Annotated in this window: 21 protein-coding genes; 12 read left to right on the forward strand and 9 right to left on the reverse strand. The window is 32.9% G+C overall.

Annotated features, from left to right (window positions below):
* Window positions 1-20: 20 nt before the first annotated feature.
* Window positions 21-506, reverse strand: coding sequence for a hypothetical protein (locus Q0921_RS01515; protein ID WP_299252229.1), 486 nt, complete (start codon window positions 504-506; stop codon window positions 21-23).
* Between the two features lie 170 nt (window positions 507-676).
* On the opposite strand from Q0921_RS01515, the gene Q0921_RS01520 reads away from it, so the two are divergent.
* From Q0921_RS01520 to Q0921_RS01530, 3 genes are read left to right on the forward strand one after another with little or no spacing between them, the layout of a single operon-like run.
* Complete coding sequence (locus Q0921_RS01520; RefSeq protein ID WP_299252232.1) at window positions 677-1,519, forward strand: 1,4-dihydroxy-2-naphthoyl-CoA synthase; 843 nt, start codon at window positions 677-679, stop codon at window positions 1,517-1,519.
* Window positions 1,520-1,555: 36 nt separating this feature from the next.
* Window positions 1,556-2,362, forward strand: a complete 807-nt coding sequence (locus tag Q0921_RS01525; RefSeq protein WP_299252235.1) for a hypothetical protein — start codon at window positions 1,556-1,558, stop codon at window positions 2,360-2,362.
* Window positions 2,363-2,394: 32 nt separating this feature from the next.
* Window positions 2,395-3,009 (forward strand): hypothetical protein, encoded by a 615-nt coding sequence (locus Q0921_RS01530; protein ID WP_299252238.1) that lies wholly within the window; start codon window positions 2,395-2,397, stop codon window positions 3,007-3,009.
* A gap of 107 nt (window positions 3,010-3,116) precedes the next feature.
* On the opposite strand, the gene Q0921_RS01535 is transcribed toward Q0921_RS01530, so the two are convergent.
* Window positions 3,117-5,531, reverse strand: coding sequence for a thiamine pyrophosphate-dependent enzyme (locus Q0921_RS01535; RefSeq protein WP_299252241.1), 2,415 nt, complete (start codon window positions 5,529-5,531; stop codon window positions 3,117-3,119).
* A gap of 506 nt (window positions 5,532-6,037) precedes the next feature.
* On the opposite strand from Q0921_RS01535, the gene Q0921_RS01540 reads away from it, so the two are divergent.
* Window positions 6,038-6,742, forward strand: a complete 705-nt coding sequence (locus tag Q0921_RS01540; protein ID WP_299252244.1) for a hypothetical protein — start codon at window positions 6,038-6,040, stop codon at window positions 6,740-6,742.
* Window positions 6,743-6,805: 63 nt separating this feature from the next.
* Here Q0921_RS01540 and Q0921_RS01545 read toward each other — a convergent pair whose 3' ends face one another.
* The 4 genes from Q0921_RS01545 to uvrA form a co-directional block, all read right to left on the reverse strand.
* Window positions 6,806-9,586 carry a metalloprotease gene (locus tag Q0921_RS01545; RefSeq protein ID WP_299252247.1) on the reverse strand — a complete coding sequence of 927 codons (2,781 nt, stop codon included), beginning with the start codon at window positions 9,584-9,586 and terminating at the stop codon, window positions 6,806-6,808.
* Between the two features lie 41 nt (window positions 9,587-9,627).
* Window positions 9,628-10,065 (reverse strand): hypothetical protein, encoded by a 438-nt coding sequence (locus Q0921_RS01550; RefSeq protein ID WP_299252250.1) that lies wholly within the window; start codon window positions 10,063-10,065, stop codon window positions 9,628-9,630.
* 38 nt (window positions 10,066-10,103) lie between these two features.
* Complete coding sequence (locus Q0921_RS01555; protein ID WP_299252252.1) at window positions 10,104-10,793, reverse strand: TIGR00730 family Rossman fold protein; 690 nt, start codon at window positions 10,791-10,793, stop codon at window positions 10,104-10,106.
* 98 nt (window positions 10,794-10,891) lie between these two features.
* Entirely contained in the window at window positions 10,892-13,741 is a 2,850-nt protein-coding gene (uvrA, locus tag Q0921_RS01560; protein ID WP_299252254.1) for an excinuclease ABC subunit UvrA, read from the reverse strand.
* Between the two features lie 242 nt (window positions 13,742-13,983).
* Between uvrA and Q0921_RS01565 the strand changes: the two genes are divergently transcribed.
* The 6 genes from Q0921_RS01565 to Q0921_RS01590 all read left to right on the forward strand — a co-directional run bounded on the left by Q0921_RS01565 (window position 13,984) and on the right by Q0921_RS01590 (window position 19,665).
* The gene (locus tag Q0921_RS01565) at window positions 13,984-14,310 is read left to right on the forward strand and encodes a GIY-YIG nuclease family protein (RefSeq protein ID WP_299252256.1); all 327 of its coding nucleotides are present in this window, start codon (window positions 13,984-13,986) and stop codon (window positions 14,308-14,310) included.
* Window positions 14,311-14,460: 150 nt separating this feature from the next.
* Entirely contained in the window at window positions 14,461-14,985 is a 525-nt protein-coding gene (locus Q0921_RS01570) for a hypothetical protein (RefSeq protein WP_299252259.1), read from the forward strand.
* Complete coding sequence (locus Q0921_RS01575) at window positions 14,986-16,428, forward strand: DASS family sodium-coupled anion symporter (RefSeq protein WP_299252262.1); 1,443 nt, start codon at window positions 14,986-14,988, stop codon at window positions 16,426-16,428.
* 8 nt (window positions 16,429-16,436) lie between these two features.
* Complete coding sequence (locus tag Q0921_RS01580; RefSeq protein ID WP_299252265.1) at window positions 16,437-17,030, forward strand: hypothetical protein; 594 nt, start codon at window positions 16,437-16,439, stop codon at window positions 17,028-17,030.
* A 147-nt stretch (window positions 17,031-17,177) separates the two neighbouring features.
* Window positions 17,178-17,369, forward strand: a complete 192-nt coding sequence (locus Q0921_RS01585) for an anion permease (RefSeq protein ID WP_367183311.1) — start codon at window positions 17,178-17,180, stop codon at window positions 17,367-17,369.
* A 154-nt stretch (window positions 17,370-17,523) separates the two neighbouring features.
* Window positions 17,524-19,665: a beta-1,3-glucanase family protein gene (locus Q0921_RS01590; protein WP_299252268.1), complete on the forward strand. Its 2,142-nt coding sequence runs from the start codon at window positions 17,524-17,526 to the stop codon at window positions 19,663-19,665.
* 28 nt (window positions 19,666-19,693) lie between these two features.
* Here the strand turns inward: Q0921_RS01590 and Q0921_RS01595 are convergent, their stop codons facing one another.
* Together Q0921_RS01595 and aroB are read right to left on the reverse strand one after the other, a co-directional pair.
* Window positions 19,694-20,413 (reverse strand): hypothetical protein, encoded by a 720-nt coding sequence (locus Q0921_RS01595; RefSeq protein WP_299252271.1) that lies wholly within the window; start codon window positions 20,411-20,413, stop codon window positions 19,694-19,696.
* Window positions 20,414-20,459: 46 nt separating this feature from the next.
* Window positions 20,460-21,530: a 3-dehydroquinate synthase gene (gene aroB / locus Q0921_RS01600; RefSeq protein ID WP_299252274.1), complete on the reverse strand. Its 1,071-nt coding sequence runs from the start codon at window positions 21,528-21,530 to the stop codon at window positions 20,460-20,462.
* 166 nt (window positions 21,531-21,696) lie between these two features.
* Here aroB and Q0921_RS01605 point away from each other — a divergent pair, with 166 nt between their 5' ends.
* Both Q0921_RS01605 and Q0921_RS01610 read left to right on the forward strand, forming a co-directional pair.
* Window positions 21,697-22,872, forward strand: a complete 1,176-nt coding sequence (locus Q0921_RS01605; RefSeq protein ID WP_299252277.1) for a proline dehydrogenase family protein — start codon at window positions 21,697-21,699, stop codon at window positions 22,870-22,872.
* Window positions 22,873-23,009: 137 nt separating this feature from the next.
* Entirely contained in the window at window positions 23,010-23,390 is a 381-nt protein-coding gene (locus Q0921_RS01610; RefSeq protein ID WP_299252280.1) for a VOC family protein, read from the forward strand.
* A 6-nt stretch (window positions 23,391-23,396) separates the two neighbouring features.
* Here the strand turns inward: Q0921_RS01610 and Q0921_RS01615 are convergent, their stop codons facing one another.
* The gene (locus Q0921_RS01615) at window positions 23,397-25,664 is read right to left on the reverse strand and encodes a BamA/TamA family outer membrane protein (RefSeq protein WP_299252283.1); all 2,268 of its coding nucleotides are present in this window, start codon (window positions 25,662-25,664) and stop codon (window positions 23,397-23,399) included.
* Window position 25,665: the final 1 nt, after the last annotated feature.

Genomic DNA, 25,665 nt, shown 5'->3' on the forward strand with positions numbered 1-25,665 from the left:
TGTTTGAAAGATTGTATATTTTAATTACTTCTACTTCTTGATGTCAAAGGTAATCCGGTAACAGGACAATAAATACCTGTATATGCACTGGCGTCTTTGTAAGCTGTGTTTTTAATGCCACTGTTATTACTATTATAACCACCATTACCTGTGATTGTTATTTTAGCATTCCTTTTTGTAGCAGTAGTTGGAATGGAAACGGCATAATCAGATTGGATAAATTTATTTTCTGGAAGAAGTAGGATAGGAGTGTCATTTTTTAAATACTGCTTTCGTAAATCTATTGAAAGGTTTATCTCCATCAGTTGATAGTTACTAGTAGATATTGTGGGTCTAATAAAAGAGAGGGAAGGAGTGATCTCTTTATGCTCTATAGTATATGTAAAATCATTTTCGGATAAATGTGTACTCATCTCATCCCAAGCAAGAGAAAAAGAGGTTTTTTCTTGTCCATAAGAAACAAAACCAATACAACCTAAAAGTAATCCAAACAAGATCCTTACCATAATTTTTTACTTTACGTAATTTGATTAAAAATATCAAAAATCGTGCAAAACCTATGTTAATTTAGTAAAAAGTTAAAAAAATATGGATTTTTTAACTTGATTTAACTCACTTAATGATGTAGCTTGATACAATATATTATATTATTTTTGATAGCACTAAAAAACATATGATGAGTTCAATAAATTGGAAAACTGTAAAAGAATATCAAGATATAACTTATAAGAAATCAAATGGTGTAGCCAGAATAGCATTTAACAGGCCAAACGTCCGTAATGCTTTCAGACCTCAAACTACAAGTGAATTGTATGATGCGTTTTATGATGCACAAGAAGATACTTCAATAGGAGTAGTGTTGCTTTCTGGGGAAGGCCCATCTACTAAGGATGGTGTATTCAGTTTTTGTAGTGGAGGAGATCAAAAAGCAAGAGGACATCAGGGATATGTAGGACAAGATGGTATGCATAGATTAAATATCTTAGAAGTTCAGCGACTTATTCGTTTTATGCCAAAAGTTGTAATAGCTGTGGTACCGGGATGGGCTGTTGGAGGAGGACATAGTTTACACGTGGTTTGTGATCTTACTCTTGCGAGTAAAGAACACGCTATTTTTAAACAAACAGATGCAGATGTTACTAGTTTTGATGGCGGATATGGATCCGCATATTTAGCTAAAATGGTGGGCCAGAAAAAAGCACGTGAGATTTTCTTTTTAGGCAGAAATTATTCTGCACAAGATGCTTACGAAATGGGTATGGTAAATGCCGTAATACCTCACGATGAGTTGGAAGAGACTGCGTATCAATGGGCTCAGGAAATCTTAGAAAAATCTCCAACATCAATAAAAATGCTAAAGTTTTCTATGAACCTAACAGATGATGGTATGGTTGGACAACAAGTTTTTGCAGGTGAAGCTACACGATTAGCTTATATGACAGATGAAGCTAAAGAAGGTAGAAATGCGTTTTTAGAAAAGAGAAAACCTAATTTTAAGGATGTTAAGTGGATACCATAGTCGTTATAATACTGAGCTTCAAATTTAAAAAGAAGAATGAACAATAAAGAAGACGAATTATTATCGGTACAATATAGGATTGAAAAATCCGGAATGAAACAGCAGAAGCTTGAGAAACGTCTTGTTTCTATTTCTGAAGAATTAAAAAAGAGTAAAAGAAACAGTTTGATCTTCATGATTTTTTTTCTTACAGTCATCATTGTTATGGCTGGCGGAATATACTATCTCAGTGAAAAAGAAACTTTGTTTTCTGCTGATCAAGACGAGAATACACAGGTGGATATAGACCAAATTCAGAAAACTAATGATTCCCTGCAAGAGGAATTAATGAAGCTTAAATCTGATATTTCCGATTATAAAAAAGGATTAATTGATCAAACAAATAATCTTAGTACGGAATCTGTTGACACTAGTAAGGTTGATGTGGAAGGAAGTAATTCTATAGTAGATACTATTAAGAAATTAAAATTCGAGAGGAAACATTGTTATGTTAAAAAAGTATTTAGAAATAACGGAGTCATTTTTATTGAGGCTGATTTTGTAGAATATTTTAAAGGAAGAAAGGCAGTAGAAAAAGCTAAGGATAATAATGAAGCAGAATATGATATCGATAAAAATGGTGATACATTATATTTCTTATACGACAATTATTATGTGTCTAACACTAGTAATAAGTTAAGAAGACTGGAATTGAATGACAAAGTTCGTATTCAAGATATAAATCAAATTTCTAAAGGGTTTCCTTTAAAGGCTTTTCAGAAAATTATAGAAGATAAGCCTATTATGATTTTAGAAATAAATGATGGGATTGTATATAAAATAATGAAACAGAAATTACCATAAGCCTATAAATCTTTTTTAATACCCAGTAAAAAATGCCAGATATTAAAAATGAAGATCTTTTATCATTACATTATCAGATAGAAAAAGCTGAGGTTGAACAACGAAAGCTAGAGGATCTTCTTAACGATAAGTCACTAGAATTAAAAAGGAACAGAGCATCTAAAATAATGTTTAAAATACTTTGCTCTGTTTTATTAATTACTACAATAGCGTTAATTATATACACGGTATTCTGGATAGATAACGGTGATAGTGGTGTTGCACCTGAGAATAAAGAATTCTCATCTTTTCAATCAGAGATTAACGGTCTCAAAAATCAGCTGAATGAATTAAAAAAGGATCAGCCTGATCTTAAAAATATAAAGGATCTTTATTTATATAGAAGTTTAATAAATAAGGATACCGTTTATTCTGTACAGATACAGTCATTTACAACGGATAAGGTTTCTTTAGTTTCAGAAAAATTTACCAATACGTTATTTTATAATGATACTTATTATTATAAACTTAGTTTAGGGATTTTCGAGACTCTCGAAGAGGCTCAGGAATTTAGAAAAATCCTACTTAAATCGGGTATTATTGATAAAAATATATTTGTTATTTCCTATAAAGAAGGAGAGCGTATACGAATAGAAAACCCTTTCTAAAACCAAACCCCCTGTCTGAGGGGTTTGTTTTTTTATAAATTTGTCGGTTGAGAACAAATATATTTAGATTAGAACGCGTCTAACGAGTTTTACTTAAAGTTCTCAGTTTATCTTAGTTTAGGATATTCGACAGGATTAACTTCATTCATTAAGTTATAAATTTTCTCGAAAATATCTTCTGTAGAAGGTTTACTAAAATAATCTCCATCAGTACCAAATGCTGGACGATGTGGTTGTGCACTTAGAGTTTGCGGCTCACTATCCAAATATTGATAAATATTTTGTTCATCAATAAGTTTGTGAAGTATATAACCTGTTCCTCCACCAGGTACATCTTCATCAATAATCATTAGTCTATTGGTTTTAGCTACACTTTTTACAATATCGTGTGTTAAATCAAATGGAATTAGGGATTGTACATCAATTACTTCTGCATTAATACCCAAGGATAATAATTCTTTGGCAGCTTGCTCTACTAGTCTTAATGTTGATCCATAGGAAACCAGAGTTATGTCACTTCCTTCTTTTACGGTTTCAACTACACCAACGGGTGTTCTGATTTCAGATAGATTGGAAGGCATTTTTTCTTTAAGACGATATCCGTTAAGACATTCTATTACCACTGCTGGTTCGTCACTATCCATTAAAGTATTATAAAATCCAGCAGCCTTAGTCATATTTCGTGGTACAAGAATATGAATTCCACGCAATAAATGAATCAAACCACCCATTTGTGAACCAGAATGCCAGATACCTTCTAATCTGTGACCTCTTGTTCTAACAATTAATGGTGCTTTTTGTTTAGCGAATGTTCTGTATCTTAAGGTAGCAAGGTCATCACTTAATCCTTGTATACAGTATAAAATATAATCCAGATATTGTATTTCCGCTATGGGTCTAAGACCTCTCATAGCCATACCTATTCCTTGACCGATAATAGTTGCTTCTCTAATACCAGCATCAGAAACTCTTATGTCCCCAAATTTTTCTTGTAATCCTTCGAGTCCTTGATTAACATCACCAATTTTACCACTATCTTCTCCAAAAATTAATGATTCAGGAATTCTACTAAATATTTGATCAAAATTATCTCTGAGAATCAAACGAGCATCTACTGTCTCTGCATTTTCTGAATATTGCGGTATAACTTCTTTGATGTTAGTAACATTACTATCAAAATCATTATACAGGTGATCACTATATTTAGGCTGAATTTTTTCTATATAACTGTTAATCCAGTTCTGAAGTTTAGTTTTTTCTGGAAAATCTTCTTTGACAATATATCGTAACGTTATTCGTGTTGCTTCGAGAATATCCTTACGGATTGGTTCGTCTTTATCTGCTAATGTTTTTACGAGAGGAGAGATGAAATTTTTGTTAGCACTTTTAGCTTCTACAGCTTTCAGCACAATAAGTGCTTCCTTTTGTTCCGCAACAATTTCAGATATATAGGCATTCCAAGCGCTCGTCTTACCTTGTCTAACTACTTTTTTACAAGATTTTTCTAATGTAAGTAATTCATCAACCGTAGCGACATTATGATCAATAATCCACTCTCTAAATTTTTTATTACAGTCGTATTCGCGTTCCCAATTTAATCTTTCTTCGCTTTTATACCTCTCATGAGATCCTGATGTAGAGTGACCTTGTGGTTGTGTTAGTTCTTTTACGTGAACTATAACTGGAATATGTTGTTCTCTAGCTAAATCTTCAGCTGTTTCATAGGCTTCTACAAGAGCTGGATAATCCCACCCGTTTACTACTATAATTTCATATCCATCATGTTTTTCATCACGTCTAAATCCTTCTAGAACTGCAGATATATTTTCTTTTGTAGTTTGATGTTTTGCGTGTACTGAAATTCCATATTCATCATCCCATACACTTATCACCATTGGTACCTGTAAAACGCCACCTGCGTTTACAGTTTCCCAAAAAAGTCCTTCACTGGTACTAGCGTTACCTATAGTTCCCCAAGCTACTTCATTTCCGTTAATAGAAAAATTAGTATTTTCCTTTACGCTTTTTTCATTACGGTATACTTTAGATGCCTGTGCTAAACCCAGTAATCTAGGCATTTGACCAGCGGTTGGAGAAATATCAGAACTAGAATTCTTTTGTTTTGTTAGATTTTTCCAAGATCCATCTTCATTAAGACTATGAGTTGCAAAGTGGCCACCCATTTGTCTACCGGCAGCAAAAGGTTCTTTTTTAATATCAGTATGGGCATATAAACCTGCAAAAAATTGTTCCACAGTATATTGTTCTATTGCCATCATAAATGTTTGATCACGATAGTATCCTGATCTAAAATCACCATCACGAAAAACTCTAGCCATTGCTAATTGAGGTAATTCCTTTCCGCCACCAAAAATTCCGAATTTAGATTTTCCTGTAAGTACTTCTCTCCGTCCTAATAAACTACACTCTCTACTTATTAAAGCGATTTTGTAATCTCTAAGTATTTGATCTCTATATTCTTCAAAAGAAATATCAGGTGTAATTGTTGTTTCAGGCTGCATGTGAACGATGTTTTACGGTGTGCGAATTTAGTTAAAATTCAAGCCAATTCCAAGACAAGAAGTATTAAATTTATTAAGGATAATTCATTTAAATTCAATTTTCATTATTGAATTCTTTGTTTAGCTCATTTTTTTAAGAACTGATTAACAAATGTTCAAAATTTTCACATTTACTATTTTGTTGATTTGTTATAAAGAATATTTGAATTTGTTATTTGTACAAGCTTGCTCGAGTTTGTCGAGTAAACTGCCAATATATTCGTATTGTATGTGATTTTAGCATCGATGCTTTTAAGAATGATGTTATTTGGTTCTTTGTTTTATTTAAAAACTTGATTTTTAGTTGTTTTTTTGATGTTTAACTAACTAGATCAAAGGTTAAGTCTATTTTATTCCTACAAATCCAAAAAATAATATAACTTAGAACTGTTATTGAAGATCACTATAAGGATAATAGTGTTTTTTTATGGGTAACAATGAATTCTTAGAAATGTAACAGTGTATTTTTGAAAAACATAAGGCTAACGGATATATTATTCTATTTTACTTTCTCAGTGGTTGTTATAATTACTGTTTTTTTTGATAAAAAATATTTAGCATATGCTTTACCAATAATGATAGTTTCTATAGGTGTCATTTATTTTGAACGGATACTTAAAATAAATTTTTGGTATGTACTCAGTTTAGTTTCCATGATTATTTGCGATACTCTTATTTATACTGATTTTGTTCAGAATTTTGCAACGATATGTATTTTGACATCTATATACTTTATTTCGTGTACACTAGCATTGAGAAAGTATTTGTTAGTTAAAAATATTAACCGTAATACTTTTTTATCAGTACCTATTTTAGTTAGTTCTGGATTAGTTGTTTATTTGATATATGCTATTGCTCAATTACTTATTGATGTCGTAAAAGAGGCTCTTCCAGAGGTAGTTGTTTGTTTAATTGGTTCTACTTTGTATTTGATTTTATCTTATCTTATATATGTACAGGATATTTCTAAAGAAGGTTTGAAATTAATTGTGGTAGCTTTTTTATGTATATTTATAGTGTCTTTATTGCCTATAAATGAGTTGTTTTATTCAAGTAGGATTTTCACTGTATTTATTAATATTGCTCACGTATTAAGTATTTATCTTTTGATGAAATATTTAATAAGAACCACTCCAGAAAAAGAAATACCTCCTAACGAAAATTATCTTTGATATAACCAATTTGAATTGGAATATTGAAGGAAGAATTGAGTTTTATTTAAAACTCAATTTTTACTAATACCATTCTCTGGTAAATAGACCAATAAGTGTTTGCGGACTTAATGTAATAATAAATCGGATCTGCTCATTGTAGTTGGGTTGATTGATTTCAAAGCCGTTATTAGATACAACAGGAAAGAAAAGTTCGAAATAATCAGCAACAAGACTTACTCGCACACCCGCATCATATACAAATTTTGTAGACATTCCTTTGTTTTTAACAAAACCAACATCTCCATATGCATATATCCATTTCCAAATATTGGTATTAGCATTAAGGGTAGTAATCCATTGGTTAGCAAAAGGATAATCAAGTTGAGATTTAAACCCTCCTTCTGCAATAATTATTTGTTGACTTACTAATCCGGCATCTTCACTACGTCCTAGATAGTTAAAATCAAAAAGATAATCGGTTGGTCGATCTAAAGCAAAGCTGAAAAAATCACCATCTTTCTCAGTATCATTATAAAGAAAAGCTCCTGCGAATAAACGGAGATTTATTTGCCTGTTGTTTAGAAAGACTTTTCTGTAGTTAATAGTGGTAGATAATTTACTGAAGTTTTTGGCTATTTGATAATCAAATATATAAGATGTAAAGTCTAAAAGATTAAAATCAGAATATCTGTATCTAACATTAAAAACACTGTAATCAGGAGTTTCTACTGGATTGTTGTCATCTCGTTCTCTAAATACATTTACACTACGTATAGATAATCGTTGTCTCTCATTAGATCTGAGATCTTGTGGTCGCCAAGAAAATTCAACAGAAGGAGAGAAGCGTCTAAACAATAAATCGGGCGCATAGCTAAACATACTACCGCTAAACGCATATTTAATCTGGTAAAGATTATAATCTGCAATTTGATCTCTATATTGAAAAAAAGCTGAACCGATTAATTTTTTAGATAGAAAACCATAACTAGGCGTAATTCTATAGTCAAAATCTCTTCTTATGAATGTTTTATTGTAAAATTTAGAACCAATGGTTAAACCATCATAAACATTAAATTCAAATTCCGGAATGTAAAACACCTGACTACGTGTCGGGTCTTCTATATCTTGTAAAAATCGGAATTGTATGGGTTTATTGAAAATCCCTTTACGGTTTCTGTAGTTGTTTCTACGATTTACTTCCGGAATGTTCTGATCATAATCTAAAACTAATTTGTCAATATCTTCGTTAGCAATTTTTACTTTCTTCTTTCCTGTGATATCAGTGATCCAGGTTTTGGATACTAATTGTCCATCTCTTAACCCAGCTAATGAGATAGGCATCGAGTTGTTTCTTTTGTTCTTTATGGTAACTTCCAGAGAGTCTTTTCTTCTTTTAACCGATTTAATTTTGAAATCTATTTTTTCATTAGTGGGTATAAAGTCTTCAAAAAACCAATCTATATTTTTAGGAGTTAGATTATTTAATGTTTTTTCAAATTCCTTAGAGCTAGTGAGCTTTAATACATTATCGCTATAATAATTTTTAACAGCTTCGGATAAAATGTTATCGTCTTCTAGATAATCTTCTAAATACTTAAAACCAATTCCCGCCTTATAAGCGTTAGCGATATTTTTATTAAATTTCACGAGCTTATCTTGGGGTTCAGTAAGAGGTTGATCCAGAAATAACCTGGCCATATTTTTATACCCTAGAAAATACTGATCATTAAAATCTAAATCAGCGGCGTGAAACCATCGAATACCAATAACTTTACTCAGGTTTCCTATGATTTTCATATTTGGATAATACTGCTCAGTATAGGACATCATTAAGTAAATATGAATAGCATCCTTTATCCAAGCATCGTATCTAGGGTTTATGATTAATGTCTTTTCTAGATAACTTTCGGTAATAGATTTTAGCTGTTTAATCTCATATTGAAAACCATCTGGGAACGGTCGTAATATATCTGGTAATTGGTTTAAGCCATATACAGGATTGTTTTTGTAATCATTTTCTGAGACTAAAATTTTATCAAATGGATATGGGCCTAATCTTTTTTCTAAAAACTTAATGATTCTTTTTGTAGCCACACTTTTCATCTCAGGCATTAAATCATTATCCTCGATATTACTAATAAGTTTTAACCCATTCATCTGAAGGTTGTAAAACGAATTGTTTTTTTCTAGATATAGGTTTACTTCGTTTCTGTTTTGTCCACTTAGTTGGATCGTTTTAGTTTTATCGTCTGAATTAAGTATATCTTCTTGATCAAATTCACTTGTAAGGTTGAAGTAAGATGGAAGTTTTAGATTTATCTTATAATCTGTTAATGGAGCATATAAATCATCAAGATTTTTATGACTATAAGTATTCCATTTTGTATCATACACAGCTGGAACAATATACCAATACTTAAGACTAATATCCCCATCTTTATGATAGCCGTATCGTGTAAATTTTTCACTAGGCAGTTTTACTTTATAGGTTAAACTAAACGTAAAACTATTTCCAGGGTATAATGGTTTGTCGATATCTAATTTTATAATATCAGGAGTTTTATTAGAACGTTCCCAGGTTAGGCTATTTTTAGATTGATCCGTAATAGTCTCAATAGCCGTAGCTCCTCGCTCATAATCTTTTGCAAAATAGAATCGTTTTAAAAAATCTTCAGAAAAGCGTTCGCCAAGTGGAGTAGTTTTACTGTTAAAACTATTAGCCCAATCGTGTAAAAATAATTCTTGTAAAGTATCTTTTGATGAATTTGTGTAAGTAATTTCTTGTTGTATTGATATTACTTTATTTTCTGCGTCCAAGGCACCATCAATAGCAATATAGTGCTGAGCTGATACAGACTGCAATACAAAGAGTATTAAAATGATATGGAATATTTTGGATAAGCTCAACTTTTCTTTAGAAATTTAATCGTGTTACTATTTATGCTAATTGGGACAAGGTAGCAAATACTCTTACTTAATGCAGATACAGGGATATTGGTAATGTTGTTTCCAGTTGCAGAAAAGGATTTTATTTCTTGTCCTAAAGTATTGTATATTTTTAAATCTATAGGTTCCGTATGAGTATTTATTTGTAAAGATAAAATATCATCATTTAATGAATTATTTAGTATTTCATCACCTCCGGCTTCTGTCCCCAATTCACAATTCATAAAAATATCTGGCTCATAACTGTCTATAATAGTTTCTAATAATTTCTCTTTATTTGTAGGTGGAGCAGAAGGGTAGTTTAGCACATTATAAAACATAGTTTTAATAGTAGCCTGCCCAAATGAAATTTGGGCACTATAAAATACTATGACAATTATTAATGTCCTGTTCATTATTGAGTTTGCTGAGTTTGCGTGTAAAGAGGTGTTTTTTAGAAATTCGGACTTAGATTATATTCGCCATAGAATTTATCTAATATATCTAATACTTCTTCTGGTGTATCCACAACGTGAATTAAATCCAAATCTCCAGCACTAATATTTCCAAATTTATCCAAAAGAGTACTTTTTACCCAATCCATTAGTCCTCCCCAGAACTCAGTACTTACTAAAATAATAGGAAATACTGCGATTTTTTTAGTTTGTATCAAGGTGATTGCTTCAAAAAGCTCATCTAAGGTTCCAAATCCTCCTGGCATTACTACAAATCCCTGAGAGTATTTTACGAACATTACTTTACGAACAAAGAAATAATCAAAATCTAAACTTTTATCACTGTCAATATAAGGATTGTCGTGTTGTTCGAAGGGTAAGTCTATATTAAGACCTACAGATGTTCCGCCACCTAAATGAGCTCCTTTATTACCTGCTTCCATAATACCCGGGCCACCACCAGTGATAACACCATACCCGTGTTCTACAATTTTTTGAGCTACATCTACAGTTAATTGATAATATTTGTCGTCGGTTTTGGTTCTTGCGGATCCAAAAATAGATACACAAGGACCAATTTTACTCATTCTTTCGAATCCATTAACAAATTCTCCCATGATCTTAAAGATTGCCCATGAATCATTTGTTTTTATCTCATTCCATCCTTTGTGACGTCGTTCTTTTCTCATAAATTATATTTTGAGGTTTTCGGCAAATAGCCAATTTAACCTTGATTTGTTACTTGTATTAGTTTATTTATTTTAAAGTTGAAGAATATAATGAATCATCATTTAAATTGACTACTTACTTCTAACTCTTTCTTCAAAAATTTTGCGGTGTAGCTCTTTTTATTTTTGATAATTTCTTCTGGAGTTCCTTTTGCCACAACCTCTCCACCATTTTTTCCTCCTTCATATCCAATATCTATAATATAATCCGCCATTTTTACAACATCCAAATTATGTTCTATAATTAGCACCGTATTTCCTTTGTTTACAAGTTCATTTAGTACTTCCATTAATACCCTGATATCTTCAAAATGAAGTCCGGTTGTTGGTTCGTCTAATATATAAAAAGTATTTCCAGTATCTCTTTTGGATAACTCTGTTGCTAATTTAATACGTTGTGCTTCACCACCTGATAGCGTAGTAGATTGTTGTCCTAAGGTAATGTACCCCAAGCCAACACTCTTAATAGTTTTTAATTTTCTGAAAATTTTAGGGATTTGATCAAAAAAGTCACAGGATTCATTAATGGTCATATTCAGGACATCAGAAATGGATTTACCCTTGTACCTTATTTCTAAAGTTTCTCTATTGAATCTTTTTCCTTGACAAGTTTCGCATTCTACATAAACATCTGGTAAGAAATTCATTTCGATAACACGTAGACCGCCACCTTTGCAAGTTTCACATCTTCCTCCAGTAACATTAAAGCTAAAACGTCCGGGTTTATATCCACGGATCATTGCTTCTGGTGTTTTAGAGAATAATGTTCTAATTTCAGAAAATACTCCTGTATAGGTAGCAGGGTTAGATCGCGGTGTACGACCTATTGGTGATTGATTAATGTCAATTACTTTATCAGCGTGCTCTAAACCCTTAATTTTTTTATAAGGCATAGGCTTTTTAACACCGTTAAAATAATAAGCATTAAGAATAGGGTAAAGTGTTTCGTTTATCAATGTAGATTTACCACTACCAGAAACTCCAGTAACAGCTACCATTTTGCCTAAAGGAATATCTATTGAAACATTTTTAAGGTTATTTCCTGTAGCACCAGTCAAAGAAATCTTTTTACCATTTCCCTTTCTTCTTTTAGCAGGAACTTCTATTTGTTTTTTACCGCTTAGATAATCAGCAGTTAATGTATTGTGATCTCTTATGGCTTCTGGAGTACCTTCGCTGATGATTTCGCCCCCGTGTTTTCCTGCTCTAGGACCAATATCAATTACGTGATCTGCTCGTTCGATCATATCTTTGTCGTGTTCAACCACGATAACAGAATTACCAATGTCCCTAAGCTGAATCAAAGAATTAATTAATTTTTCATTATCACGTTGATGTAATCCAATACTTGGTTCGTCTAAGATATATAGTACTCCAACTAACTGAGATCCAATTTGAGTAGCTAAGCGAATGCGTTGCGCTTCGCCACCAGAAAGTGATTTACTACTTCTGTTTAAAGACAAATAAGTTAATCCAACATCTATTAGAAATTGCAGTCGGGCATTAATTTCTTTAAGGATTTCTCCCGAAATTTGTTTTTGCTTTTCATTTAGTTGCCCTGGAAGATTAATGAACCAATCTGCCAGCTCGCTAATGTCCATATTTGCCAGATCAGCTATATTTTTTTCGCCAACTTTAAAATACAAGGATTCTTTACGTAATCTGGATCCATTACATTGAGGACATTCAATATTATCCATGAAATCCTTAGCCCATCTCCGCAGAGAAGTAGAATCATTATTGGTGTAGGTATTATCTATAAAAGTCGCAATGCCTTCAAAATCAATTTTATATTCTCTTGTAACTCCTAAAGTTTTACTGTCGATACTAAATTTTTCTTTTCCCCCATAAAGAATGACTTCCAAGGCTTCTTTTGGAATTTTCTTAATAGGGTCACTAAGTTTAAAATCAAAGCGTTGTGCGATTAATTCCAATTGTTTAAAAATCCAGTTATTCTTTTGTGGTCCCTGTGGAACTAAACCTCCATTTTTGATAGATTTAGAATCATCTGGGATTATCTTTTTAGTATTTACTTCATATAGGTTTCCAATACCATTACATTTAGGACAGGCACCTTTTGGTGAGTTAAATGAAAAGTTATTGGGTTCTGGATTTGGATAAGAAATTCCACTGGATGGACACATTAAATTTCTACTAAAAAATCGTGCTTCTTTAGATTCCTGTTCAATTACCATCAATACGTCATCACCGTGATACATGGCAGTATTGATAGTCTCCATCAAACGTTTAGAATTATCTTTGTCACTACTAACTGCCAAACGATCTATAACGATCTCTATATCGTGCATTTTATAGCGATCCAGTTTCATCCCTTTGGTGATATCTTTGATTTCTCCATCAGTACGTACTTTTACAAATCCTTGTTTTGCTATTTGTTCAAAAAGTTCTCGATAATGCCCTTTTCTAGATCGGACAACGGGAGCAAGGATATTTATCCTTTTTCCATCAAAATCTTTTAGAATAAGGTCTTTGATTTGTTCATCACTATAACTCACCATTTTTTCACCAGAGTTATAACTATATGCATCACTACCACGAGCAAATAAAAGTCTTAAGAAATCATATATCTCAGTAATTGTACCTACTGTACTTCTTGGGCTTTTACTGGTTGTTTTTTGTTCTATAGCAATTACAGGAGAAAGACCATCGATTTTATCTACATCAGGTCGCTCCAGACTGCCCAGAAATTGTCTGGCATACGCAGAGAATGTTTCTATATATCTCCGTTGTCCTTCTGCATAAATTGTATCAAATGCAAGTGATGATTTACCAGAGCCTGAAAGCCCCGTAATAACAACTAACTTTTCACGAGGTATTGTGACATCTATATTCTTTAGATTATGAACTCGTGCCCCTAAAACCTCTATATTTTCATTTGATATCGCCATAAATTTTTAACCAAGATTGCAAATGTAGTTATTTGATAGCTCTTAGTAAAATGGGGGTGGCTTTTACAATTGTTAAATAGCTGTTATAATTTAACAAATCATAATGAATTGGCTTCGACTTCTCAAATATTGAATCGAACTTTGATTTCGCTCGGCCCTCGAGTGAGTAAAAATGGTAACAAATACATTATATAAGACACATAATACTGCAAACACATAAATAGTATACAATTAGGGGTTATATGTACATATTAGAATGTAGTGACGGTAGTTATTATACAGGAAGTACAAAAAATTTAGAAAGAAGATTGAAGCAACATCAAAACGTAGAAGGAGCTAATCATACTAAGAAGAGACTCCCTGTTAAGCTATTGTACTACGAAAAGTATAATCGTATCGATACCGCCTTTTGTCGTGAAAAACAAGTGCAGGGATGGAGCAGAGCTAAGAAAGAATCATTGATGAGAGAGGAAGTAGATACCTTACCGGAACTATCCATGGCATATAGAGATAAAGGAACTTCGGTTTCGGAAGCCTCAACCTCCGAGAATGATACCATCGAACCCTGAGGCACTCGAAGCGTGATTCAAGTTGAACCGGACTTCGAGAACCTCAGTCCTCGATGATTGTATGAAGGGTGAAATAATAGCTGTAATTTCTCCGCAAAGAGAGAATAAAATCGCGATACTTTTATATTTTAGCTTTAAAAACAGATACAAATGATTTTAGGAATAGGCTCCAGAATTAAACACCCTAGTTATGGATTAGGTGTAGTAACCAATGTAACAGCAAAAATGTATTGGGTAACTTTTATAGAAAACGGATTAGAAACTATTGATGTAGACGAGGAGTTTGAGGTGATTGATGGGGTAGAGGATGAGGTGGATACGGTAAGTTTCCTAGAAGTAGAATCTATTTTTAAAAAACTACTAAAAAAATATAGCGATATCTCAGAAATTGTTCCTATTGCTGACAAATGGAAAGGCGGTAAGATTATATTAGAACCTGGTGATACAAATCTTGCGTCTAAAGAAATTCCGATAGATACCTTCTTTCATAAAATAGTAATGGTAAGAGATCGTATCCGTGTGATGGAACAAAAAATTAATAGTTCTAAAGTGATAGAGGATCAGGATAAGGTAGATCTACAACAATATATTACGCGTATGTACGGGAGTTTAACTACATTTAATGTTCTGTTCAATAATAAATCCCAACAGTTCACAGGAAGTAGCAAAAAGTAAATGACACGATATCCACTGATTAAAAAGATTGGACTAATTGCAGGACCTATACTGTTTTTGGTATTGATTAATCTTCCTATAGTGTTGGTTTCAGAAATTGCCGACAAAGTAATTTCAGTAGCCGTGTGGATGATTGTTTGGTGGATTACAGAAGCGGTTTCTATATCTGTAACGGCATTGATTCCATTGATCTTGTTCCCATTAGTGGGTGTTTTAGACCTAAAAACAGTTTCCCAAAGTTATGGTAGTCCCATCGTATTTCTTTTTTTTGGAGGATTTGTGATGGCGTTAGCGTTAGAAAAAGTAAACCTTCATAAAAGAATCGCTTTATCCATTATTAAAATCACAGGAACGAGTCCGGATCGGGTAATTTTGGGATTTATGATTGCCACGGCTTTTATGAGTATGTGGATTAGTAATACCGCTTGTACCGTGGTGATGTTACCTATCGCATTGTCTGTGATACAATTATTAGTTGACGATGCCGATGGTTTTACGAAGAACGATCGCAATTTTGCATTGAGTATTATGCTGGGTATCGCTTTTTCTGCCAATGTAGGAGGTGTAGCTACGATTATTGGTACGCCGCCAAACTCAGTCTTAGTTGGGTTTTTAGAAAATGAATATCAGATAGAGATCTCTTTTTTAAATTGGATGTTACTGGCATTGCCTTTTTCTGTATTGATGATCGGAATCATCTATTTTGTAATTGTAAAATGGATATACCCGAATCGCATTGGGAGTTTTGCTGCATCCAAAGACCTTATTGATCAAGAATTAAAAAAGCTAGGAAAGATCAAGCGCACAGAGCGTAGAGTTCTTAGCATTTTTTGTGTAGTGATTTTCTTATGGATTTCCAGAACAACAATTAATGGCTTTTTTCCAGATCTTAAGTTGTCTGATACTGGGATTAGTATGATGGGCGCATTTGCACTATTTGTAATTCCGTTTAGACTTAGTAAAGGAGAGTTTACCTTAATTTGGAAGGATACTCAGAAACTACCTTGGGGAATCTTAATTCTCTTTGGTGGTGGATTAGCGTTGGCAAGTGGTTTGTCTCACGCAGGTTTGATCGAATTAGTAGCCAATATGATTGCAGCCAACAAAGGCCTGAGTTTATTAGTGGTAACACTATTACTAATCGTTTTTATGCTCTTTATGACAGAATTGATGAGTAATGTGGCTTTAGTTGCAATTTTTGTTCCCGTAGTTGCGGGAATAGCGTTAGGACTGGATATACCAATGTTACATTTGTTGATACCAGTAACGATGGCAGCGAGTTGTGCATTTATGTTACCCATGGCAACACCACCTAATGCAATTGTTTTTGCCAGTGGTTTTGTAAAAGTATCCGAAATGGTAAAAGCTGGATTGATCCTGAATATTATCTCTGTGATATTATTGGTCTTGTTGTTTAAGTTTTATGTTTCATTACTGTTTTAAAAATCGATATGATAAAAAAACTACTTGTAATTGTCATTATTTTCTTTGTAGTAAACCAAATTGATGTATATGGTCAAAAAAATGGAGCTGTGTTAATTTTTAAAGATGGAAGACGGCTAAAAGGATTAGGTAAAGTTGTTTCCGATGGTAAAATGAAATTTAGGAAGAATAAAAATGAAAAGCCATATATGGTGGATTTAAAAGATGTCGATAAGATTAAGATTTACAAGAAAGGCGGAGTATATTTTAGAGCGTATAAGAAGATTAAAGATAAACCAACATATAAATATCTTGAATTGGTTGAAGAAGGTAAATTAACCATTTATAGAAAATTTAAAGGAATTTTTTTGCCTATAGATAATAGGAATGGGCTACCTTTTTATGAATACAAAAAAAACCTAAATGATTATTATGTACAACGAGAAGGAGAGGAGGAAGTTACTCCTTTAGTTTTGAGTGATTTTTTTAGTGTAAATTTCAAAAATGTAGCATTGGAATATTTCAAAGATTGCGAAAAACTCATTACTAAAATTGAGAGTGAAGAATTTACAAAAAATGATTTTAGTTTGATAGTTGATTTCTATAATTATGAATGCGAATGACCTATTCGTTCTAATCTCTTAAATTACTTATTGCAATCCCTAATGCAACATAATTTGTATTGTTAAGATAGACATATATCGATCGGTGGAGTAATTTAATCTACCTAACTTATTTCAAAATCAATCAATTCATATTCAATATTACCATTGTTAGTTCTCGTAACGATGGCAGCAAGTTGTGCATTTATGCTATCCATGGCAACACCACCTAATGCGATTGTTTTTACCAGTGGTTTTGTAAAAGTATCCGAAATCGTAAAAGCTGGATTGATCCTGAATATTATCTCTGTGATATTATTGGTCTTGTTATTTAAGTTTTATGTTGGATTCTTTTTTTAATATAGATTGCTAAATCTATAATCAGAATCATAAATATTAGTTTCTAGAAAATTTTATACATGTTAAAATTTAATTCTAAAAATAACGTTAGGTAGTAAAAATGTTTAATAGCTTATATTAATAACCAACACCCAGATCACCACGCACCATTTTAATGAGACTACTTACTTTTTGCACACTCGTTTTTGTAACTTTTTTTACTACTAAGGGAACAGCCCAAGATATATTACCGTATACATTTATAAACAATTCTGAATATGATGATTCTGAAATCTATATTGGATTAGTTGGTAAATACGGAGATAATGTTGATGTTTGGATGAATCTAAATGATTATTCGTTAGTTCCCATGACGGCAGAAGATAATATATTAGATGGTCCTAGCTGGAGCACACCTGCTACTTGGAAATATCCCGATATATTTACGAAATTAAGTGATATTACCAATAATATCATTCAGATACCGCAAGGATTGTATGGAAGTAGAATTTTTATTTCGTTTGAATCTCCAATGTATTTACATTTTCACGAAACTGGAGGATATGCCGGAGCTAATCTAAATTCTTCTTCTGACCCTAATGATGGTATTCGATGGGAAATCGTGGAACTTACCTGGGGAGATTCAGGTTTATGGACCAATAGTAGTCGTGTTGACGCATATCAATATCCAATATCGTTAGAAGTAAGTGGTTTTACTGGAGGACTTAACGAACCGACATATACGGAGTCTTATCTTAGCGCTGTGAGCGGAAATGGAACCTCTAAGTATGGAAAGATAGGAGAGAAGCTATCTCACAACGAAATATTATCTAAATGGGATGAAAATGTATCTAATGATTACCTGATCGCTAAGATTGTAAAGACACATTCTATCGATGGAGGCCCAATAATAGAACAACCGTCTAAAGTAGAAGGGTTTCCAGAAGATATATTAGATGGATATATCGAAGAAATATGGAGTACATATACCAATAATGATCTGACTATTGATATTGGAGATCGCGGTATTTGGGTAGGTAGAGTAACGGGCGATCGGTTTGATTTTGTGGATCCTGCAGATGGGTCGGTTGCTACCATTTATGGTAAACCGAAATCTTTTGATGCGATTGAAGGTTCTGGTTTTTTAGCATATACTCCGATACAGTCTGGTGCGAATCAAGAGAAATATGACGAAGATTTAATGATACAGGCTCAGATAGCTGCAGCAATTAGTCGTCATGCGATTTATACAGATGAGGTAGGAGCAATTGTGCAATATACTCACGATGCTTCTCGATACTTCATTAACCAACCTTATAATGAATATGTGAGCTTTTTTCATAATGAGGAAATTAGCTATGATTCTCAAACATATGCTTTTGCCTATGATGATGTAGGAGATCATTCATCCACAATACAATGTACATTCCCAACGAGTGTACGCGTAATTATTGGGGGATATGATCAATATGTGGAACCAACGCCAAAGCTTTCATTTATTAGTGTTGCTCCTTATGTAACAGAAATAGAAAATGGAAGTGTCCAACAGTTTACCGCGCAAGGCTATGATCAATATAGTGAAATTCTTACTGCCAATGTAAACTGGTCTACAACGGGAGGTGGAACAATTAGTGTTAATGGATTATTTACTGCCACGACTATTGGAGATTTTATTATTACAGCACAAGACGGAAATATTTCTAGATCTATTGCTTTTACTGTTACTGAAGCTATGGTAAACCCAATAGGATGTAAAGGAGATGCTGCTACAGGAGATTACAGCTACGTTGCCTCGTCTGATACAGAAGATCCATCAATTACTTTTGTACCATCGGTTGCCGGTAACGGGGATGCTACATGTCTTCTTTTTTATGGAACGAATCCTGATGATACTTTTGCAGGTTTTGGAGTTACTCCAAATACACCATTTCAGATAAACGCTTCTGAAGGAGAGACGGTACATTTTTATTATACCTATAGTTTAGTTTCGGGAGGAGAAAATAATACATCTGCTACTCGACATAGTTTTATAGTAGGAGATTGTGAAGGGTTGTTGAGTATAGAGGATCTTGATAATAAAAGAGATATTAAAATGTTTCCTAACCCAGTCAATTCGCAAAATACATTTGTTTCAGGACTTAGTGAAGATACAAGTATTAGATTATACTCATTGCACGGACAATTAATCAGTATAACGAATTATAGCAATAAAGAAATTGCGGAAATTGAGACATCACGATTAATCCAGGGTGTTTATTTTGTTTCTGTAATGACTCAAGATAAACAATCCAAAATATTTAAGTTAGTAGTCAATTAATAGAACGTATTGGAGATAATAACAAGGATTACTTATTGTTCCAAGCCTTAAGATTACTTACCGGAATTCCGAAACCTAATAATTTATGTTGTTGCGATAAATAAGCACCACTTTCTGTAGTTGTCCAATCTTCCCAAGTTGCTTCGATCCCACCAATTGGTAATAAAGAAACCCACATTTGATAGCTTTTTGGTAGGTAGTTTTGATCTACTTTCCATAAATAAGAATCGCCAGGTGTTGTTCCGCCAGAACCATAGGTTATAAGTAAACCTTTCGAACCGTTTTCTAGAGTTACTAGTTTTCTGGTGACTCCCTCATCAAATAGTTTATGAGGTGCTACTACCCAAAATGAATCATTATTGAAGTAGGATAATGCTTTTTCTAATAGTTTATCTTTTTCTGCGGATTCAATAGGTTGATTATCTTTAGTAATAGTGCTGTTTTGATGATTTTTAAGATCTAGTTTTGATTTATAATCTTCCCAGGTTACTTCAACTTTTCCGGATTTTTTATTCCAGAGATAATGATTTTTGTTACGAAATGTCCATTGTATGTAATCAGTGTTTAAGTATTTATCGTGTTGTACAGCTTTTTGAATTTGCAAGGCAAAATTATCAGCTTCTGCTCCAGGATTTCCTTCAGGCATTTTCTTGTGCAAAGAGAAATATAAAATAGCGACCAGAAAGATCATAATTACCAATAGACTGGTAAAGAATATTTTTAATAGTTTAAAGAGTCTTTTTTTCAAGATGATTTGCTTTAATTTGGTTTAAAGATATTAAATCAAACCGAAACTAAAGCGAAGCATAATACTCAAAAGCATCTATAATTAAATCATCAGAAACTATACAGTTGTATTTTGCTTCACCAATCGTGTTAAGTAATACAAAATAGATATTTCCTTTTTCATTCTTTTTATCGTGAACCAACAGTTCCATTATAGCTGGATAATCTTTAGGATCAATATCCACTTTTGGGAACGTAGCTAGAATTACCTGGCTTATAATGATAAGTTCTTCTTCTTTCAAAGATAATTGTGCAGCAGAAATAAATCCTTCCAGAATCATTCCGATTGCAATCGCTTCTCCATGCAGTAATTCTGGTTTCTCTGGATGTGTTAGGTAAAAGGACTCAATGGCATGACCTAGCGTATGACCAAAGTTTAGATATTTTCTTATGTTTTGCTCTGTTGGATCTTCAAATACGATCTTATTTTTAATTACAACAGAATCATAGATCAATTGATCCAGATCATCTGTGGTAAGCTTAGAAAGATCACTCATTTTTTCCCAATAAGCTCGATCTTGAATTAATCCGTGTTTCAACATTTCTGCAAAACCACTACACATCTGATTGACAGGTAAGGTTCCTAAAAATTCGGTATCCACCAACACCATTTCGGATTCACTTATTACACCTACCATGTTTTTTAAGTTACCGAGATCTACACCGGTTTTTCCACCAACAGAAGCATCTACCATCGCCAATAGTGAAGTAGGAACATTGATATAACGAATACCACGTTTATACGTACAGGCAATAAAACCACCAAGATCAGTTACGACTCCACCACCAAGGTTGATCAATAAACTTTTTCTATCTGCTCCATATTCTGCTAGCACACTCCAGATAGTGGTACAGGTATCAATGTTTTTATTGATCTCTCCCGGTTCAATTTCTAGAACTTCAATTTCGTATTCAGCTTCGATATTACTCATAAAATGAGCATAACAATTCTGATAGGTATTACTATCAACGAGAATAAAAATTTTAGAATGATTCGCTTTTTCTAAATAAGCATTAAGTGCGGTATAACATTCATCATTAAAATATACGATAGAATCTTTAGAAACAATGGGCTTCATAAATGGTGTTTTAACAGGCGGTGAAATTAAGCAGAATTTGTAATAAAATAAACTTCCAAGTTCTATATTTGTAGATATCTTAAAACAAATGAGTGGTAGGTGATAATACCATCATTATTTTAATGAATTTACTATAATTGTTACGAATCTTTAAATTTTGCACTAAATGAAGGAACATACTTTGTTTGATAATACAGAAACTGCTTTTGTCTTAAAAAGTGATTCTGAACTCGAAAGAGCATATTTTCTTTTTAAAATGATTGCTAATGAACCCCTTGTTAGGATTGGTACTGCGGTTACAAATTTTGCGTTAAAAGCTCATTTACCAGTACAAGGATTGATTAGAGCCACAGTTTTTGATCATTTTTGTGGTGGTGTGGATGAAGAAGATTGCTTACCAGTAGTAGAAAAGATGTTTGCTAAAGGTAGAGTTTCTTCAGTATTAGATTATTCTGTAGAAGGCAAAGAAGAAGAAGCACAGTTTGATCACGTACTGGATAAAACAATGGAAATTCTAGACTTTGTAGATCAAAAAGAAGCAATTCCGTTTGGAGTATTTAAACCTACAGGTTTAGGACGGTTTTTAGTTTGGCAGAAGAAAACAGAAGGTGCTGAATTATCAGTAGAGGAAGAAAAAGAATGGAATAGGATAGAGGAGCGTTTTGATCAGGTATGTAAAAAAGCATATGAATGTGATGTTCCGTTGTTAATCGATGGAGAAGAAAGCTGGATGCAGGATGCTGCTGATGAGTTGGTAGCAAAAATGATGGCGAAATATAATAAAGAGAAAGTAATTGTTTATAATACGTTACAATTGTATAGACACGATAGGTTTGAATATCTTAAGAAATTACAGCAAGAAGCTAAGGAGTCAGGTTTTAAGATCGGAATGAAGATCGTGCGTGGTGCGTATATGGAAAAAGAAAATGATCGCGCTGCAGAAAAAGGATATCCAACACCAATCTGTGAAAGTAAAGCGGCTACAGATCTTAATTTTAATACTACTCTAGAGTATATATTACAGAACCTTGATGATATTTGTGTGTTCATAGGAACTCATAATGAAGAGAGCTGTTATAAAGCTATTGAATTAATGAGAAAGCAACAAGTAGTTAAGAGTGATCCTAGAGTTTGGTTAGGACAACTATATGGGATGAGTGATCATATAAGTTTTAATCTTGCGGCAGAAGGTTATAATGTAGCTAAATATTTACCTTTTGGACCAGTGAGGGATGTAATGCCTTATTTGATACGTAGAGCAGAAGAAAACACCTCTGTAGCTGGACAAACTACCAGAGAATTAGATTTATTGTCTAAAGAAAGGAAACGAAGAAAGCTATAGATTGTTTGTCATTCCAATGTAGACTGGAATCCATAAAATAAGATACAGCTGTAATTACTATTCTGTAAACTAAATTTTCAACTGTAATTAATAATGGATCCCGTTCTGCAACAGGATAACAATGTAATAAACCGATAATGAACCTAAATCAAGTTACAGTTCCGTCGATTAATGTAGAGCAATCTATTTCTTTTTACGAGAAACTAGGCTTACGATTGATTGTAAAAGCGTTACCCCATTATGCTCGTTTTGAATGTAAAGAAGGCGATGCTACCTTTTCTATCCATCAGGTCAAAAAATTACCAGATGGAGATGGAATTTATGTGTATTTTGAAACCAAACAATTAGATCAGGAGGTAAAACGATTAATTACGGAAGAAGTGCAATTTGATCAATTACCTAAAGATCAAAGTTGGTTATGGAGAGAAGCAAGACTTAAGGATCCTGATGGAAATCAAATCATTTTGTATTTTGCAGGAGACAATAGAAAGTATCCGCCATGGAGGATTAAGGAATGATTTAAATTAGAAAGGGTATCCAATGGCAAAATTCAAAATAGGGTTAGCTACATCAAAATTAAAATTTTGTTCTTCTTCTGAAGGGTCATTTAATGGGGCAGCTAAATCAAATCTGATCACAAAATTTTGAATATCAACACGGAGTCCAAAGCCTGCACCAATACCCAATTCATTTAGGAAATTAGATGAAAATTTACCTCCAGATAGTGCATCATTCTCTTCCCTAAGCCAAACATTTCCCGCATCTGCAAAAACAGCACCTTTGAGATATGGAATAATAGGAAATCTATATTCTAAATTTGCCTCTAATCGGATGTCTCCAGCTCTATCAAAAAAAGATCCTGAATCTCCATCAATTGGTGTATACGTTCCAGGACCAAGTGATCGTATTCTAAATGCTCTTACACTAAAAGGTCCTCCGGAAAAGTATTGTTTAGAAAATGGTAGGGTAGTAGAGTTACCATATGCCAATCCCCATCCACCAAATAAACGACCAATCAATTTTTGACCATTACCTAAACTAAAGTGGTATCTAAAATCTATGTCTGCTTTTACATATTGAGCATATTCTAACCCTAAAAACGTTTTAGAATCTATGTTTTCGTCTTCTTTTCCAAAAAGACTAACCGTATTTCCTGCGATATCAAAGTTGGCATTAAAATAAAAAGGATTTCTAATAGCGCTATCATTAAGTTCATTGTATATGAAAGAGTAGGTAAGCCCTGCTATAAATTGCTGATCAAAACTACTTTTTAAGAAAGGATTTTCATCTAGAATATCCTTAAACTCTTGTGTTGTATTAGAAAGATTTACATAGTTGATACTGATCGGATTCAATTCGTGATTTACAAAACGATTGGCATTCCAGCTATATCCAAAGCTGGTGTTTACTGAGTTCAGACTATACAATTTACTTCTATTAAGATATTCAAATCCAGCACTTACAATTGTTTTAGGGACTGCATATTTAAACCGATCCATAATTTTTATTGGAAATAATAACCTAGGAAATATAAGATCCGATTTTAAACCTATTTGTGCACTGCTAAGACCTTGGTTTTCTGAACCAGATAGTTGAGTTTCATAACCTATTGAGGCAGTTATATTCAATGTCTCTCCACCACTAAAAAGGTTTCTATTTGCATATGTTAATAGAAGATTGGGCCCTGTAAAATTATTAGATTTTGACACAGCTTGTAGTTCCGCTCTAAGAGCTCGTTTATTTAAAGGTGATAAATAGATATTAGCCGTTAGATCACCTTTTCCAGTTCCATTCTTACCTGTGTCGAGAACATCATATTCTATATTTACAAATTTATAAGTTCCAATAGAAGATAAACGATTACTGGTTCTTTTGGATATTGTAGGATTATATAGTTGCCCTTTTCTAAAAAGAATATAGGATTCTAATCTTTTAGGTTTAAAATATTCTTCGTTCTGAATGAAGTTAATACCAGAATAAGATACAGTGTCAGTATCTTTTGTTATACTATCTGTAGTTATGGAGTAGTTAGGAAAAACATTAATTTTATTAACCTTATATGGTACTAAGGATTTTTCGGGTACTTCTTTTTTTAATCTTAAAAACAAATCGTACCGTTTGTTTTTATATTGATTAGTGTCAGCTTCGAAGATTAAGAAATCAGCATTAAAATTGTAATACCCTTTAGCCTTTAATGATTTATCAATTCGTTCTCTTTCTAACTCAAACAATGCAAGATCAAAACGACCATCTTTTTTTATGGGACTATTCGCTAACGTTTCTTTAATATCCTCGCCAATCGGATATTTTATGGAGTCTACTTGATATGTTTGTAATTTATATGGTTTTTTAATAGCTGCTTTATATACTATTCTGGCTTTGGTGCTATCCTTAAGAACCTCAGAATCTAAAATACTTCTGAAAAAGCCTCGATTTTCTAGTCTATTGTTTATTAGCTCGCTTACTCGTGCTTGATCTACATCAGAAAGATAGACAGGTTCTTCTCCAAAGTTTTTAAATAAAAACCTATTAATAAATCCAGGATTTTCCTTTTGGTTTTTATAATATGAATACAATCCTATTTTGATTCCTAAAATTTTAGTGTTTGGTCTTGGTCTAAGTACCAATTCTAGTTCGTCCTCGATTGCCTTAAGGTTATCAATATTTTCTTCTGATTGTAATGTTAATGAAGCACCCGTGTACAAAGTTTCGTTAGTAGGAATAAACTTCTTTACTCCACAAGAAAACAATAGAGCAGCTATACTGATTAGAAATATTAGATTCTTATTCAAT

The organism is uncultured Aquimarina sp. (assembly GCF_947496855.1).
Taxonomy (GTDB): Bacteria; Bacteroidota; Bacteroidia; order Flavobacteriales; family Flavobacteriaceae; genus Aquimarina.

Excerpts from the sequence above, each read along its gene's own strand:
- Q0921_RS01515 (WP_299252229.1), bottom strand. The coding sequence starts at position 506 with ATGGTAAGGATCTTGTTTGGATTACTTTTAGGTTGTATTGGTTTTGTT.
- Q0921_RS01520 (WP_299252232.1), top strand. The coding sequence starts at position 677 with ATGAGTTCAATAAATTGGAAAACTGTAAAAGAATATCAAGATATAACT.
- Q0921_RS01525 (WP_299252235.1), top strand. The coding sequence starts at position 1,556 with ATGAACAATAAAGAAGACGAATTATTATCGGTACAATATAGGATTGAA.
- Q0921_RS01530 (WP_299252238.1), top strand. The coding sequence starts at position 2,395 with ATGCCAGATATTAAAAATGAAGATCTTTTATCATTACATTATCAGATA.
- Q0921_RS01535 (WP_299252241.1), bottom strand. The coding sequence starts at position 5,531 with ATGCAGCCTGAAACAACAATTACACCTGATATTTCTTTTGAAGAATAT.
- Q0921_RS01550 (WP_299252250.1), bottom strand. The coding sequence starts at position 10,065 with ATGAACAGGACATTAATAATTGTCATAGTATTTTATAGTGCCCAAATT.
- Q0921_RS01555 (WP_299252252.1), bottom strand. The coding sequence starts at position 10,793 with ATGAGAAAAGAACGACGTCACAAAGGATGGAATGAGATAAAAACAAAT.
- uvrA (WP_299252254.1), bottom strand. The coding sequence starts at position 13,741 with ATGGCGATATCAAATGAAAATATAGAGGTTTTAGGGGCACGAGTTCAT.
- Q0921_RS01565 (WP_299252256.1), top strand. The coding sequence starts at position 13,984 with ATGTACATATTAGAATGTAGTGACGGTAGTTATTATACAGGAAGTACA.
- Q0921_RS01570 (WP_299252259.1), top strand. The coding sequence starts at position 14,461 with ATGATTTTAGGAATAGGCTCCAGAATTAAACACCCTAGTTATGGATTA.
- Q0921_RS01575 (WP_299252262.1), top strand. The coding sequence starts at position 14,986 with ATGACACGATATCCACTGATTAAAAAGATTGGACTAATTGCAGGACCT.
- Q0921_RS01580 (WP_299252265.1), top strand. The coding sequence starts at position 16,437 with ATGATAAAAAAACTACTTGTAATTGTCATTATTTTCTTTGTAGTAAAC.
- Q0921_RS01590 (WP_299252268.1), top strand. The coding sequence starts at position 17,524 with ATGAGACTACTTACTTTTTGCACACTCGTTTTTGTAACTTTTTTTACT.
- aroB (WP_299252274.1), bottom strand. The coding sequence starts at position 21,530 with ATGAAGCCCATTGTTTCTAAAGATTCTATCGTATATTTTAATGATGAA.
- Q0921_RS01605 (WP_299252277.1), top strand. The coding sequence starts at position 21,697 with ATGAAGGAACATACTTTGTTTGATAATACAGAAACTGCTTTTGTCTTA.
- Q0921_RS01610 (WP_299252280.1), top strand. The coding sequence starts at position 23,010 with ATGAACCTAAATCAAGTTACAGTTCCGTCGATTAATGTAGAGCAATCT.